The sequence below is a fragment of the Lentzea sp. NPDC059081 genome, assembly GCF_042738015.1.
Taxonomy (GTDB): domain Bacteria; phylum Actinomycetota; class Actinomycetes; order Mycobacteriales; family Pseudonocardiaceae; genus Lentzea.
Genome location: NZ_JBHYGW010000011.1, coordinates 1 through 14631 on the forward strand (window position 1 = coordinate 1; position 14631 = coordinate 14631).

Annotated in this window: 15 protein-coding genes and 1 pseudogene; 9 read left to right on the forward strand and 7 right to left on the reverse strand. The window is 69.8% G+C overall.

Features of this window, described 5'->3' with window-relative positions; translation table 11 throughout:
• Positions 1 to 447: 447 nt before the first annotated feature.
• On the reverse strand, positions 448 to 642 hold the full coding sequence (locus ACFWV3_RS23855; RefSeq protein ID WP_382413796.1) for a hypothetical protein: 195 nt from the start codon (positions 640 to 642) through the stop codon (positions 448 to 450).
• Positions 643 to 766: 124 nt separating this feature from the next.
• On the opposite strand from ACFWV3_RS23855, the gene ACFWV3_RS23860 reads away from it, so the two are divergent.
• The 5 genes and pseudogenes from ACFWV3_RS23860 (at position 767) to ACFWV3_RS23880 (ending at position 3639) form a co-directional block, all read left to right on the forward strand.
• Positions 767 to 1603 (forward strand): Scr1 family TA system antitoxin-like transcriptional regulator, encoded by an 837-nt coding sequence (locus tag ACFWV3_RS23860; RefSeq protein ID WP_382413797.1) that lies wholly within the window; start codon positions 767 to 769, stop codon positions 1601 to 1603.
• Positions 1604 to 1606: 3 nt separating this feature from the next.
• Entirely contained in the window at positions 1607 to 1789 is a 183-nt protein-coding gene (locus tag ACFWV3_RS23865) for a DUF397 domain-containing protein (RefSeq protein WP_382413799.1), read from the forward strand.
• Between the two features lie 124 nt (positions 1790 to 1913).
• A pseudogene (locus tag ACFWV3_RS23870) lies at positions 1914 to 2306 on the forward strand (RtcB family protein); the annotation flags it as partial.
• Between the two features lie 72 nt (positions 2307 to 2378).
• Positions 2379 to 2963: a hypothetical protein gene (locus ACFWV3_RS23875; RefSeq protein WP_382413800.1), complete on the forward strand. Its 585-nt coding sequence runs from the start codon at positions 2379 to 2381 to the stop codon at positions 2961 to 2963.
• Entirely contained in the window at positions 2956 to 3639 is a 684-nt protein-coding gene (locus ACFWV3_RS23880; protein ID WP_382413801.1) for a hypothetical protein, read from the forward strand. Before ACFWV3_RS23875 ends, ACFWV3_RS23880 begins: the two co-directional genes overlap by 8 nt.
• A gap of 67 nt (positions 3640 to 3706) precedes the next feature.
• Here the strand turns inward: ACFWV3_RS23880 and ACFWV3_RS23885 are convergent, their stop codons facing one another.
• The 5 genes from ACFWV3_RS23885 to ACFWV3_RS23905 form a co-directional block, all read right to left on the reverse strand.
• The gene (locus ACFWV3_RS23885) at positions 3707 to 4048 is read right to left on the reverse strand and encodes a hypothetical protein (RefSeq protein WP_382413803.1); all 342 of its coding nucleotides are present in this window, start codon (positions 4046 to 4048) and stop codon (positions 3707 to 3709) included.
• Positions 4049 to 4259: 211 nt separating this feature from the next.
• A complete protein-coding gene (locus ACFWV3_RS23890) occupies positions 4260 to 5027 on the reverse strand; it encodes a GntR family transcriptional regulator (RefSeq protein WP_382413804.1) in 768 nt (255 codons plus the stop codon).
• A gap of 31 nt (positions 5028 to 5058) precedes the next feature.
• Positions 5059 to 5802, reverse strand: a complete 744-nt coding sequence (locus ACFWV3_RS23895; protein ID WP_382413806.1) for a glutamate ABC transporter substrate-binding protein — start codon at positions 5800 to 5802, stop codon at positions 5059 to 5061.
• 248 nt (positions 5803 to 6050) lie between these two features.
• Entirely contained in the window at positions 6051 to 8672 is a 2622-nt protein-coding gene (locus ACFWV3_RS23900; RefSeq protein WP_382413808.1) for a GNAT family N-acetyltransferase, read from the reverse strand.
• A gap of 7 nt (positions 8673 to 8679) precedes the next feature.
• Entirely contained in the window at positions 8680 to 9852 is a 1173-nt protein-coding gene (locus ACFWV3_RS23905) for an acetoin utilization protein AcuC (RefSeq protein WP_382413810.1), read from the reverse strand.
• A 178-nt stretch (positions 9853 to 10030) separates the two neighbouring features.
• Between ACFWV3_RS23905 and ACFWV3_RS23910 the strand changes: the two genes are divergently transcribed.
• Positions 10031 to 10636: a hypothetical protein gene (locus ACFWV3_RS23910; RefSeq protein ID WP_382413811.1), complete on the forward strand. Its 606-nt coding sequence runs from the start codon at positions 10031 to 10033 to the stop codon at positions 10634 to 10636.
• 198 nt (positions 10637 to 10834) lie between these two features.
• Here ACFWV3_RS23910 and ACFWV3_RS23915 read toward each other — a convergent pair whose 3' ends face one another.
• On the reverse strand, positions 10835 to 11686 hold the full coding sequence (locus tag ACFWV3_RS23915) for a sulfurtransferase (protein WP_382413812.1): 852 nt from the start codon (positions 11684 to 11686) through the stop codon (positions 10835 to 10837).
• 78 nt (positions 11687 to 11764) lie between these two features.
• Between ACFWV3_RS23915 and ACFWV3_RS23920 the strand changes: the two genes are divergently transcribed.
• The 3 genes from ACFWV3_RS23920 to galE are packed head-to-tail and all read left to right on the forward strand — an operon-like array spanning position 11765 to position 14631.
• A complete protein-coding gene (locus tag ACFWV3_RS23920; RefSeq protein WP_382413813.1) occupies positions 11765 to 12460 on the forward strand; it encodes an iron dependent repressor, metal binding and dimerization domain protein in 696 nt (231 codons plus the stop codon).
• A complete protein-coding gene (gene galK / locus ACFWV3_RS23925; protein ID WP_382413815.1) occupies positions 12457 to 13632 on the forward strand; it encodes a galactokinase in 1176 nt (391 codons plus the stop codon). Before ACFWV3_RS23920 ends, galK begins: the two co-directional genes overlap by 4 nt.
• Before the next feature lie 36 nt (positions 13633 to 13668).
• Positions 13669 to 14631: a UDP-glucose 4-epimerase GalE gene (gene galE, locus ACFWV3_RS23930; protein WP_382413816.1), complete on the forward strand. Its 963-nt coding sequence runs from the start codon at positions 13669 to 13671 to the stop codon at positions 14629 to 14631.

Here is a 14631-nt window from a genome sequence, read left to right on the forward strand (position 1 = left end):
TCCTGGACTGGGCGGGTCGGTCGGGTAGTCGGGCAACAGGAACGAGGCGTTACGCGAGTCGGCAAGTTGTCCACAAACTGTCCACTCGCGCGGCGGTAGCAGGTGCAGCGCCGACCGCTGCTGAGGCGCGCACGCCGCCCGAACGCCGCGCATGAGGCGGCGCCGGCCGGACCCGATCCGGCGCCGCGGCCGCCCGTGTTCCCACAAACCGGGCGGCAGGCTTTTCGGGTGGCGCGGCACCTCGACCTCGGAGAGGAGGGCCGAGGTGCCGCGCCTCACTGACGCAGCAGCAGGTTGTCGCCAGCAGCCCATGTGGCGGCCTGCGTTCGGGGGTCTGCGCCAGGTTCGTAGGCGCGACGGGTGCGGGCGCAGCTGCCGCAAGCGCGCACCGCCGCCCGTCGCGCATGTGCGACCACCGACACGGTTGGCGGTCGCGGGACCGCGAAGTCACGCGGGAGTTCCGGGCATCTGCGTCCGCATCTCGGCGAGCGCGCGCTGCAGCTGGTCGAGCTCATGCCACCTCAGGCACGCCGCCGGGGTAGGGATCGCGAGGCACACCGCGCCGTCGATGACAGAAACCGCGAGCGCTCTCGGCCGGCCGGTGGCGTCATGGCAGGGAATCTCGATACGGCCGTCGGACACAGCAAGCCTCCTCGGCAGAACGGTCACGGTGGTTCGTGACCATCCTGGGTGGTCACGAACCACCCCGCAATGCACCGATCGGGCTACATCTCACGAGAGGGTGGTACGTCGTACTGTGTGGTTCGTGACCGATCCCGCATCGAAACCGAGTGCGCGCAACCTGGCGGCCGCTCTGAACGAGCTCGTCCAGCGAAGCGGTGGAGTCCGCCCGACGGCGCGACTCACTGGCGTGGCCCACAGCATGATTTCGCAGTGGGTCAACTTGAAGCGCATCCCGTCCGTGGAGGTCGTCACGACGGTGCTGGAGAAGCTCGGACTCTCCGAGGAGGACCGCGAGCGGATCATCGTGCTTGCGCGAGCGGCAGCGGAGTCAAGCTATCTCACGACTGGATTGCCGGGCGTATCGGAACGGCTTGCCGCCGTTCTCGATAACGAGCGTCGCGCGCGAAAGATCTTCGACTGGTCGCCGCTCCTGATTCCCGGCATGTTGCAAACGAGTCGGTATGCCCGCGCAATCTTCGGCGGTGGCGGCACCGAGGTAGAGGCGCGAGTAACCATGAGGATGGGGCGCCGCGATGCCCTTACTCGTCCTGACCCGATCGAGCTGACGGCTGTGATTCACGAGGCTGCGTTACGGCAGCACATCGGCGGGCAGTCCGTAATGCCCGAGCAACTCGAACACCTTCTGAAGATGACGGAACTGCCGTCTGTCAGTTTGCATGCGGTGTCCGACGCTAACGACTTTCATCCTGGGCTCATCGGGCCGTTCATCGTCTACCAGTTCGAGGAGGGCGAGCCGTCGACCGTCCACCTTGAACACCACAGGACGGGCGTCTTCCTCTACGGCGCGGCGGATGTTGACGCCTACAGAATCGCGGCCCAGGAGGTCCGCGAGGTGGCGATGAGCGCTGAAGACACGGCAGCTCTCATCGCCGAAATCCTCAACAGTAAATGGAGATAGCCGATGGCAGAGGATCGGCGCTGGCGCAAGAGTTCATACAGCAGTACCGGTCAGGACTGCATCGAGTTGGCAGGCGACCTCGTCGCGGTGCGCGACTCGAAGAATCCGACGCAGGTACTGGGGTTCGGGCCCTTGGCCTTGTCGATGTTCATCGAAGCCGCGAAGGCCGACGAGTTCGGCCGCTGATTGAGGGACACGGAGGCCCGCGCCCAGACTCATTGGGCGCGGGCCTCCGTGCATCGTGCCAAGCTATCTCGTCCCACGTTTGTCCCACGCCACCCGATGTTGATGCAGGTCCAATAGTTTGCTCTGCGACCACAACTACGTCGCCGAGGAGAACCACTTCGGTGAGGACGTCCTGGTGACGCGCAAGGGAGCGATCCGGGCGGGGCGGGGCGAGCTGGGCATCATCCCGGGCTCGATGGGCACCGGCTCGTACATCGTGCGCGGGCTCGGGAACCCGGACTCGTTCGAGTCGGCGTCGCACGGCGCCGGCCGGAGGATGTCCAGGAACAAGGCCCGCAAGACGTTCACCGCGCAGGATCTCGCCGACCAGACAAGTGGGGTCGAGTGCCGCAAGGACTCGGGCGTCGTCGACGAGATTCCCGGTGCCTACAAGGACATCGACACCGTCATGGCGAACCAGTCCGACCTGGTCGAAGTGGTCGCGAAGCTCAAGCAGGTGGTTTGTATCAAGGGTTGAATGTTTCCCGTGTGGGTGAACTGGAAAGCCTCCCGGACAGCCAGAGAGTTTGCCTGTCTTGGAGGTTTTTCCATGTCAACGGGCGCCATCATCGGCGTTGTGGTCGCGATCGTGGCGGCAGCAGTGATCCTCTGGATCGTGCTGAGGCCCGCCATGCAGCGCAAGAAGCTGCGCGACCGCTTCGGCCCCGAATACGACCGCGCGGTCTCGCAGAGCGACAGCAGATCCGCCGCGGAGAAGGAGCTCGCCGAGCGGGAGCACCGCCACAGCGAGTTCGACCTGAAGCCGCTTTCCCCGTCGGCGCAGGAGAGTTACCGCCGGCACTGGGCGACCGTGCAGACGAAGTTCGTCGACTCGCCGGAGAGCGCGATCGCGGACGCCGACCGGTTGGTGACCGACCTGATGGCCGAGCGCGGGTACCCCACCGAGGGGTACGAGGCCCAGCTGAGCGTGCTGTCCGTCGAGCACGCCCGCACCCTCGAGCACTACCGCAAGGCGCACGACATCTCGGAGCGCCAGGAGATCGGCGAGGCGAGCACCGAGGACCTGCGCACCGCGATGGTGCACTACCGCGAGCTGTTCACCGACCTGCTCGAGCACGGCACCGCGCCGCGCAAGGAAACCGAAGCCGTGCGGAAGGAGAAGTCCGATGTCTGAGACCCCCACCCACGCGGTTCCCACGCCCACCCCGGCGCGGCCGCAGCAGCAGCACGCCGAGGGGTCTTTGCAGACCGACCGTGCGACGCAGGCCGAGCGGGCAGAGCAGTCGGAGCGGGCGCAGCAGTCCGAACGTGCGCAGCAGGCTGAACGCGCCCAGCAGTCCGAACGGGCGCAGCAGTCCGAAAGGACCCAGCAGGCCGAACGCGCTCAGCAGGCCGACCGGCACGACGCCGAGCGGAACGCGGAGCGCACCCAGCACACCGATCGCACCGCGGAGCAGGCCGACCGCACCGCGGAGCAGACGCACCGGCAGCAGTCGCCGCAGCACACCCAGTCCCAGCACAGCTCGTCCCAGCACACCCAGTCCCAGCAGGTGCCGTCCCGGCCCACGTCGGAGCAGGCGGCGCACCGCACGCAGGACACCACCGCGCAGCGTTCGTCCAGCAAGCTCGAGGACGAGTGGCAGGCGGTGCAGTACGACTTCGTGGACGACCCGAAGGCGGCCGTCCGCAAGGCCGACGAGCTCGTGGCCCGGGCGCTCGAGGAGCTGACCAGCCGGCACCGGTCCCTGACCGAGCAGCTCAAGGGAAACGGTGATCCACAGACCGAGGACCTGCGACTGGCTCTCCACCGCTATCGGGAACTCTTCAAGTCGCTCGTCGCCGTGAAATAGGTGTGGAAGCCCCGGCGTCGTGGCCGTAACAGGCGACGGCGCCGGCAGGCATGTCCGGACCCGTTCGCTAGCTGGGGAGCTCGCGGATCTCCATCTCCAGCACGTCGATCTCGTCGCTGATGGCCTCGTCGAGCATGTCGTCGAGCAGCTTGCGGCACTCCGCCGACCCGCACCGCGCCACTCCCGCGCCGAACCGCGGCACCTGCTCCCACCACACCGCCGGGTTGTTCCAGAACGAGCCGGAACCCTGGTCGACGCCTTCGAGACAGCGCAGTCTCTGATCGCTCTCCGGAAGAGCTCGCACGAACTCGATGAACAGTGCGAGGGCGCCGGGTTTGCTCACCGGGACCGCGCCATAGCCGCGCAGGCAGTCCTCGAGCTCAGCGAGGAACTCCGCCTTGAATGACACGGCACACCCCCGCTCCTCCCGCATCATTGCGGAAATCCTGAGATCGTGCCGTCAACAGTACATCCGCGGCCGGAACGGGAAACGAGTGCGAACGGGCGGTCTCTTCCTGTGCCCGCACGGGATCCGGTGACCCGCAGTCACCGGAGAAATGCATTCGTTGGGGCCCGAAAGGAATCGCGGTCCACAGTGGACGACGTTCCCGCTCCCCCTTTCAGCGGTCCGCGTGCAGCCTCGCGACGAAGCTGAAGCGGTCACCCCGGTACAGCGACCGGGCGCGTTCGATCGGGTGACCGTCGACGTCGTAGGACACCCGGTGCAGCAACAGCATCGGCAACGCCGGGTTGGTGCCGATCAGCAACGCCTCGCGGGGTGTCGCGAGCACCGTCTCGACCCGTTCCTCCGCCTCCGCGAACCGCACGCCGAGGCGTTCGGTGAGGCACGCGTAGAGCGATCCGGCGGGGTCGAGCTTGTCCAGCAGATCCGGAAAACGGCCGAGGCTCAGGTACGTGGACTCGAGCCCGATGCGTTCGTCGTCGGCGAGCAGCACGCGTTCGAGGTGCACGACCGGGTCACCGGGTTCGACCATCAGGTCGCGCGCGAGGCCCTCGTCGGCGCCGAGCTCCTCGACCGTGATGACGGTGCGGTTCGGCTCGACGCCCTGACGGCGCATCCCCTCGGTGTAGCTGACCAGCGACAACGGCTGCACGAGCTTCGGCGGCGCGACGAACGTGCCGCTGCCCTGGCGGCGGATGAGCTTGCCTTCGAGGACCAGTTCGCTGACGGCCTGGCGGAGCGTGACGCGCGAGACGGAGAACCTTTCGGCGAGCTCCCGCTCGGAGGGCAGGACGGTGCCCTCACCGAGGGTCTCGACGAGGTCGAACAGCTCTGCCTTGACCGCGTAGTAGCGCGGGACACGGCCGTGTTCTGGGATGCCCGCGCGAACGGGTCGATCAGCGCGGTGCGGCGGGACGCGGTTCACGTGGCGTGAGCCTACGTCACAGGCCGTCTGATCAGCTCGCGAGCTTCGGCGGGTCGGGGATCTTGTAGCCGGAAGATCCGATGTTGGCCTCCAGCGACTTCTTCCAGGCACCGCTGTCGATCATCTTCTGCAGCGCGGCCTGGACCTTCGCCTTGCTGCCGGGGTCGTTGCGGTGCAGGCCGACGCCGTACTCCTCCTTGCTGAACGGGTCGCCGACCACGCGCAGCAGCTCGGGGTTCTGGGCGGCGTACCCGGCGAGCAGCACGTCGTCGGTGGTGACGGCGTCGACGTTGTTGGCCAGCAGCGCGGTGACGCAGTCGCTGAACTTCGCGTACTCGACCAGGTTCACGTCCTTGGCGAACTGCTCCTTGACGTACGCGGCGGACGTGGAGCCGGCCGTGGAGCACAGGCGCAGGCTGGAGTTGAGCGACTTCGGGCCGCTGATCCGCTTCTCGTTGTAGCGCACCAGCAGGTCCTGGCCCGCGACGAAGTACGGGCCGACGAAGTCGACGATCTGCTTGCGCTTGTCCGTGATCGAGTAGGTGGAGACGACGAGGTCCGCCTGACCGCTGGTCAGGAGCGTCTCCCGGTTGCCGGGCTGCGCCTCCCGCCAGGTGATGCCGTCCTCGCTGACGCCGAGCTCGTTCGCGATGTACTTGGCGACGTCGACGTCGAACCCGCGGTAGCTGCCGTCGAGCCTGCGCACCGACAGACCCGGCTGGTCAAACGACACCGCGATCGTCATCTTGTCGTTGGAGCTGACCTTTCCAGCCATGGTGGACTCGTCACCGCCGCCGCACGAAGCCAGAAGAAGAACGGCGGCGCAAGTTGTCGCAACCAGGCGGAGAAGCGCTCTCGGTGTCATTCGTCCCTCTGCAGCGTCGACCCACGGGTTCGTCCACGGACATGCGCCGGCGCATGAGGGTGGTGCTCGGCCGGCGATGCGGGAAACCTAAGCGGCGCTGCGACGCATGTCCATACCTCAGCGCGAATGAAACGTACGGAATCGTTGCCGTAACCGCATCAGCGCAGGCGACGAGGTCCGGCGTCGTGCAGAGATGGTGGTGGACCGACAACTACGCGGGCACTGCTCACGAAAGCGCCTGCGGCAGAAGCAAGTACAGGTTCGAGTTTCAACGAACGCACCTCCGGAAGGTCCTCGGCCAGGGCAGCCAAACGGAGTACCAATTCCTGAAGTGCTTTCAGATCCGCCGGTTCGTCACCTCGATAACCGGTGAGCAGAGGCGCTGCTTTCGGTGCCGCAACCAGTTCCGCCGCGTCGGTGTCGGTGAGGGGTACCGCCCGGTAGGCGCGGTCGCCGAGCAGGTCGCTGACGAGGCCCGACAGTCCGAACCAGACCAGCGTGCCGAAGCTCGGGTCGTCCTGCAGGCCGAGGACGCAGCTGACTCCCTTGGGCGCCATGCGTTGCACGTACACGTCCGGTTTGCCCGAGAGCTCCGCGAGGTCGTGGTAGGCGGCCCTGACCGACTCCTGCTGCGCGACGTCGAGCCGGACGCCGACGAGGTCGGTGCGGTGGCGCAGGCGTTCGCTGGTGGCTTTCATCGCGACGGGGAATCCGAGTTCGGTCGCCGCCTGAACCGCTTCCTCGGCGCTGGTCGCGATTCGGAATGGCACGACGTCGATGCCATAGCACTTCAGGAGTTCGACGGCCGCGTGGTCGTCCATCCTGCGTTCGGTCACGACGTCGTCCACAAAGGAACGCGCGCGTTCGGTGTCGATGCCGTCCGGCCGGATGAAGTTGCCCTGGGGAGCCGCACGCCACCGCGCATAACGGATGGCTCGCGCCAATGCGAGCACGGCGCGTTCCGGACTGGCATAGCTGGGAATCGAGCCCTTGCCCGGCATTTTCAGCTCGTCCGGAATGCCCTCGACCGCGAGGAACGTCGAGACGATCGGTTTCGTTCGGTGTGCGGATTCTTTGATGGCGCGCGCGTACGCCGTACCGGGAACCGCGATCGGCGGCACGAACACGACGACGAGCGCGTCGGTGTCGGGGCGGTCGAGGGCTTCCTTGACCGCTTTCGCGAACTCCTCGGGGGTGGCCTGGGCGCCGACGTCGACGGGGTCGCCCGCGAGGTCGAGGTCCTGGGCGAGCAGCGTGTCGGCGGCGAGCAGGCCGATCGCCGTGGAGTTGCCGACGACGGCGACGCGCTTGCCCGCGGGCAACGGCTGGTGAGCGAGCAGGAGCGCCGTGTCGAACAGCTGGGCCAGCGAGTCGACCCGGATGACGCCGGCCTGTTCGAACAGCGCCTGGACGCTCGCCTCGTCGACCTTCGCGGCGGTGGCGGCGAGGCCGGGCACGACGGCGTGGCGGCCGGACTTCACCGCGACGATGGGCTTGGTGCGGCCGAGCCGGCGCGCGAGCCGGGCGAACTTGCGCGGGTTGCCGAACGACTCCAGGTAGAGCAGCACGACGTCGGTCGACGGGTCGGTCTCCCAGTACTGCAACAGGTCGTTGCCGGAGACGTCGGCGCGGTTGCCGGCGGAAACGAACGTGGACAAGCCCAGCCCCCACCCCGCGGCGTTGGCGAGGATGGCCGTGCCGAGGGCGCCGGACTGGCAGAAGAAGCCCGCGCGGCCCCGTGCCGGCAGGTGCGGGGCGAGGCTCGCGTTGAGGCGGACCTTGGGGTCGAGGTTGAGCACGCCGAGCGCGTTCGGGCCGACGACGCGCATGCCGTGCGCTCTCGCCTCGGCGGCCAGCCTGCGTTCGGCCGACAACCCGTCCGGCCCCGTCTCGCCGTAGCCGGAGCTGACGACGACGAGCGCCTTCACCCCTTTGGCGAGGCAGCCGTCCATGACCTCGTCGACGCTGGCGGCGGGCACGGCGACGACGGCGAGGTCGACGTCGTCGGGGATGTCCAGCACCGTCGGGTAGGCCCGCACGCCCCGGACGGCGCGGTGCTCAGCGTTGACGGGGTAGACGGGACCGTTGAAGTCGGCCTCGAGGAGGTTCTTGAGGACGGCGTGCCCGATCTTGGTGGGATCGGTGGAGGCGCCGATGACGGCGACGCTGCGCGGGTGCAGCAGGTTGTGCACGCTGCGGGCCTCGGCGGCCTGCTCGCGGGCCCTGGCGACGGCGACGGAGGCGTCGGTGGGGTCGATCGCGAACTCCAGGTGCAGCACGCCCTCCTCGAACGCCCTGCTGACCTGGTAGCCGGCGTCGCGGAACACCCGGACCATCTGCCCGTTCTCGGCGAGCACCTCGGCCTCGAACCGGGTGAGCCCGACCTCCCTGGCCGCGGCGGCGAGGTGCTCGAGCAGGATGCTGCCCAGCCCGCGCCCCTGGTGGCCGTCCTGGACGACGAAGGCGACCTCGGCGCTCTGCCCGTGGTGCAGCCGGTCGAACCGGCCGACGGCGACGATGTCGTCGCCGAGCAGCGCGATGATCGCCACCCGGTCGTGGTGGTCGACGGTGCTGAACCGCTCGAGGTCGCGCTGCGGGATGCGCGGGTAGGGCCCGAAGTAGCGGAAGTACCGCGTCCGCTCGGACAGCCGGCCGTGGAACTCGCGCAGCTTCTCGGCGTCGTCGGGCGTGATCGGCCGCAGGTGGACGGTGCCGCCGTCACTGAGGACGACGTCCGCCTCCCACTGCCGGGGGAAGTCGAACGGATCTCTGGCACCCATCGCGGTTTCAGTCCCTGGGGTCGTCCGGGTCGAGTCCGTGCAGCGGGAACACCGCGCGACGCGTGTCGCGGACCGCCTTGTCGACCGGCTCCTCCGTGTCGCCGCCCCACGGCTGGTACCCAGGGTCGCACCCATCGGTCATCGAGGCGGGCAACGGCCAGCCGGGCGCGACGCGTGTCGCGTGCGCCACCCAGTCCGCCGGCAGCGGCCGCTCGGGGTCGACGTCGCGGTCGAGCAAGGTCGCCAGCAGGTGCGTCCACGACCGTGGCACCACCCTGAGCAGCTCGTATCCGCCACCGCCGAGCGCGAGCCACTTGTACCCGTGCTCGTTCACGATGTCCCGGAACGCCCGGTAGATCGCCCGATGCCCGTCGACGCTGAGCGACAGGTCCGCGAGCGGGTCCTCCTTGTGCGTGTCGACACCGCACTGCGTGACCAGCACCTGCGGCCGGAACGCCTTCAGCAGCGCCGGCACCGTCGCGTGGAACGCCCGGAACCACCCGCCGTCCCGCGTCCCTGCGGGCAACGGCACGTTGACCGCACTCCCCTCGGCCCCGGCGCCACCGATCTCGCCGGCCCACCCGGTGCCCGGCCACAGGCTCATCGGATGCTGGTGCAACGAGATCGTCAACACCCGCGGGTCGTCCCAGAACGCCGTCTGCACCCCGTCGCCGTGGTGCACGTCGACATCGACGTATGCGATGCGCTCGACCCCGCTGCGCAACAACCACTCGATGGCCACCGCGCAGTCGTTGTAGACGCAGAACCCGGCCGCGCTGTCCGGCATGGCGTGGTGCAGCCCACCGGCGATGTTGACCGCCCGGTCCGCCTCCCCCGACGCGATGGCACGAGCCGCCGCCAGCGACCCGCCCACCACCAGCGCCGACGCCTCGTGCATCCGCTCGAACACGGGGTTGTCCGCCGTGCCGAGGCCATGCCCGACGTCCCACCCGGCCGTCGGCGCCGCCTGCACCGCGCTCAGGTAACCGGGCTTGTGGACGAGCTCGATCTCCTCGTCACTGGCCGCCTCCGGCACCAGCAGCTCAACGCCGTCGAGCACCCCGAGCGCCGTGGCGAGCCGCACCGTCAGGTCGAGCCGGACGGGGTTGAGCGGATGGTCGCCACCGAGGTCGTACCCGAGGAAGGACCTGTCCCAGACAACAGCGGCCGGCTTACCCATGCCCAGAACCTACCCACCGATCCGCTCACCCGGTGGTCAGAGCGCCGGGATCACACTTCGGCCGCCACCACCCCGACACGCGTGCCCAGGCCCCGGCCACCGCTTACAGTGACGCACCTCGGCACGCCTCCGGGCCCCGAACCGGAACCGATCTCACCGAACAGGGGTCAGAGGCGACATGCAACTGCGACCAGCGGCCATCCTCCTCGCACTGGGCCTGACACTCGCCGCCGTCACGGGCTGCAGCGAACAGGTCAAGGGCTCGGCCATCGCCGACACCAACGCGACCACCACCAAGCCGACCGCGCCGACCCCGACCTCGCGAAAGGCGCCGACCAGCACCTCGGCCACGAAGCCCACTAGCCCCACCACGCAGAAGGCGGGGGACGTGAAGATCGGCACGAAGAAGAAGTCCACCGGCCTGGACACCTGCGGCGTGCTCAAGGCGGCCGACATCGAGGCCGCAACCGGCGGCAAGGCCTCGGCGGACGGCGGCTGCATCGTCACCACCACGAGCCCCTCGACCGTCATCACCCAGCTGGTCACGGTCCCCGAGGCGGTGGACGAGGACGGCGAGAAGAAGCAGATCGACATCGGCGGCAACACCGCGTGGCAGGTCACCGCGTCCGACGAGGACTGCCAGGTCACCGTCATGCTGACCGACGACCCGGACGTCATCACCCAGGCCTTCTCGGTGAGCGTGCTGGCGATCGACGAGATCGACACCTGCGCCATCGCCCTGAAGCTCGCCAAGCAGGGCTTCGACCGCATCCCGAACGCCTGACAACCCCCGCCGCCCGCCACCGTGGTAGGCCGCCCGCGCCGACGGCCAGCCACCTCAGCGGCCGAGCAGCTCGGCCGCCAACCACGTCGATCGCCGACCGACGTCAGCATCACCCGCTTCGGTGCCGCCGCCTCGTTGCCGGTCGCAGCGGTAGCAGTGCCGGCCGCAGCGATGCCGACCGCGACGATGTCGCCGTCGTCAGCCGCCGGTGGCGACCTCGCGATCGAGCGCGCACCAGTTGGACCACGACCCGGCGTACAGGGCGGCCGGCTTCTCGGCCGACGTGATCCCCGCGACCTCCAGCGCAAGCACCACGGACGAGGCCGTCACGCCCGACCCGCAGTAGGCCCCCACCGCGGCATCGCCCGACACACCGAGGCCGGCGAACCGCTCGGCCAACTCGGCCGCGCCGAGCCAACGCCCGTCCGCGCCGACGTGCCCGGTCGTCGGCGCGTTGAGCGCGCCGGGGATGTGCCCCGCCTTGGGGTCGACCGGCTCGGTGTCGCCGCGGTACCGCGGCGCCGCCCGCGCGTCGAGCAGCACGCCTTCCTGGGCGAGCGCCGCCGCCTCGTCCGCGTCCAGCACGGGCATCTGGCCCGGCCGCACGACCACGTCACCGGCGGCCTCGCCCTCCAGCACCACCGGCACGTCCGCGGTGACGGGCAGCCCGGCCGCCTCCCACGCGGCGAACCCGCCGTCCAGCACAGCGACCTCGCCGTACCCGGCCCACCGCAGCAGCCACCACACCCGCGCGGCGACCGAGCCGTCCGCCGTGTCGTACGCCACGACCCGACCGCCCTCGCGCACGCCCGCGCGGCGCAGCACCTCCTGCAACCGCTCGGGCTCCGGCAGCGGATGCCTGCCGCCGGCACCGGGCGGGGCCGACAGCTCCGTGTCCAGATCCACGTACACCGCGCCAGGAATGTGGCTGACCTCGTAGTCTTGGCGTCCGGGTGGTCCGCCGAGACGCCACCGGACGTCCAGCACGACGGTGGCCGGACGTGCACTCAGCGCATCGGCGAGGGCCTCAGGAGTGATCAAGGGATGCACGGCTCACATCCTGCACCCGCGCGGACACCTGTGTCCCCCGGCACGACTACCATTGACACCACACGAAGGGGAGCGGGTGTGAACGACCTCATCGACACCACGGAGATGTATCTCCGCACGATCTACGAGCTCGAAGAAGAGGGCGTGGTGCCACTGCGCGCCCGCATCGCCGAGCGCCTCGGCCAAAGTGGACCGACGGTGAGCCAGACCGTCGGCCGCATGGAGCGCGACGGCCTGGTGGTCGTGGCGGAGGACCGCCACCTCGAACTCACCGAGCAGGGCCGCAACCTCGCGATCGCCGTCATGCGCAAGCACCGGCTCGCCGAGCGCCTCCTCGTGGACATCATCGGTCTCGAGTGGGAGCACGTGCACAGCGAGGCGTGCCGCTGGGAGCACGTGATGAGCGAGGCGGTCGAACGCAAGCTCGTCAAGCTGCTCGGCAACCCCACCACCTCGCCCTACGGCAACCCGATCCCCGGCCTCGACAAGCTGGGCGACGGCGAGCCGGCCCCGCCCGCCGAGGCGGACCTGGTGCGCGTCGACGAGGTGGCCCGCCGCGGCGGTGGCCGCGTCGAGATCCGCCGCATCGCCGAGCACGTCCAGCTCGACCCGGACCTGATGGCCGACCTGAAGGACGCCGGGGTCGTGCCGGGCGGCATCGTGGAGGTCGGGGCGCTGGGTGGCGCGAAGGTCGTCCAGGTGCGCGGCAGCGAAGGCAACACGGCGGAGCTCGACCCCGCGGTCGCCCACGCCGTCCTGGTGCTCGCCCGGTGACCCAGTCGACGACACCGGCTGCGAAGGCGGCCGAGGCGTTCCAGCGCCTGCACGAACGCGCCCCCGAAGGGGTCTGGTCGGCTCCTGGCCGCGTCAACCTCATCGGTGAGCACACCGACTACAACGACGGCTTCGTGCTGCCGTTCGCCCTGCCGCACCGCATCGCGGTGGCGGCCTCGGCCCGCACCGATGGCGTGCTGACCGTCAGCACGACCGGCGACGACGGCGGGGTGCAGACCGCGGACCCCGCCGTGGTGGCCGACCTAGTCCCCAAGACCGTCAAGGGGTGGGCCGCGTACCCCAGCGGCGTCGCCTGGGCCCTGCGCGAGCAGGGCATCGCCGTGACCGGCGGGGTCGACCTCGTCATCGCGGGCGACGTGCCCGCGGGCGCCGGCCTCTCCTCCTCGCACGCGCTCGAGTGCGCCATCGCGCTCGCCCTGCTCGGTCTCGCCGGCGTCGACGCCGAACTGCCGGACATCGCGCGCTGGGTGCAGCGGTCCGAGAACGACTTCGTGGGCGCGCCGACCGGCATCCTGGACCAGACCGCATCGCTGTGCTGCGTCGAAGCGCACGCGCTGTTCTACGACGTGCGCGCCGGCAAGGCGGAGCAGGTCGCGTTCGACGCGGCTGCCAGCGGGCTCGAGGTGCTCGTCATCGACACCCGTGCCAGCCACTCCCACGTCGACGGCGGCTACGGCGCCCGGCGGGCCGGCTGCGAGCGCGCCGCCGAGATCCTCGGCATCCCCGCGCTGCGGGACGTCGACATCGCCGAGCTCGACCAGACGCTCGTCCGGCTGCCCGAAGAGCTGCGTCCGCTGGTGCGGCACGTCGTGACCGAGAACGACCGGGTCCTGCGCGCCGTCGAGCTGCTCCGCGCGGGCGACCTCGCCGGCGTCGGCCCGCTCCTGTCCGGCTCGCACGCGAGCCTGCGGGACGACTACCGGGTCTCCTGCCTCGAGCTCGACGTCGCCGTCGACTCCGCGATGGCGGCCGGTGCTCTCGGCGCCAGGATGACCGGCGGCGGCTTCGGCGGCTCGGCCATCGCCCTCGTGCCCGTCGAGCGGCACGACGAGGTCGAGCGGTCCGTGCTCGCCGCCTTCGCCTCGCGCTCGCTCACGCGGCCGAGGCTCTTCACGGCGGTTCCGTCCGCGGGCGCGGGCAGGGACCGGTAGCGAACGACGATCTTGACCAGGAATGCGAGGACTGTGGTGAAGCTGCTCGTCACGGGCGGGGCCGGATACGTCGGCAGCGTGTGCGCTGCCAGGCTGCTCGAAGCCGGACACGAGGTGGTCGTCCTCGACGACCTCTCGACCGGGCACGAGGACGCCGTCCCCGCGGGAGCGCGCTTCATCCGGGGTGACATCGCCGAGGTCATCGGCGATGTCCTCGCAGAAGGGTTCGACGGCGTCCTGCACTTCGCGGCGAAGTCGCTCGTCGGCGAGTCCATGCAGGACCCCGGCAAGTACTGGACGGGTAACGTCCTGACGGCGATTCGCCTGCTCGACGCCATGAAGGAGCACGGCACGCCGAAGCTCGTCTTCTCCTCGACTGCCGCGACGTACGGCGAGCCGCGGGAGGTGCCGATCCCCGAGACGGCTCCCACCGCGCCGACCAACACCTACGGCGCCACCAAGCTGGCCATCGACCACGCGATCACGTCGTACGCGGCGGCGCACGGCCTGGCGGCGATGAGCCTGCGGTACTTCAACGTCGCCGGCGCCTACGGCAGCATCGGCGAGCGGCACGCGACCGAGACCCACCTCATCCCGCTGGTGCTGCAGGTCGCTCTCGGGCAGCGCGAGCACATCTCGATCTACGGCGAGGACTGGCCCACCGAGGACGGCACCTGCATCCGCGACTACATCCACGTCGTGGACCTCGCGGACGCCCACCTCCTCGCGCTCGACCACGCCACCACCGGCGAGCACCGGATCTACAACCTCGGCAACGGCACCGGCTTCTCCGTCAAGCAGGTCATCGAGACCTGCCGCGAGGTCACGGGTCACCCGATCCCCGCCGTCGTCGCCGAGAGGCGTGCCGGCGATCCGGCCGTCCTGGTCGCGTCGGCCGAGCGGGCACGCACCGACCTCGGCTGGAAGCCCGAGCGCGCCGACCTCGCGGGCATCGTCAGCGACGCGTGGGAGTTCACCCGCGCCCGGCACGGAGCCTGA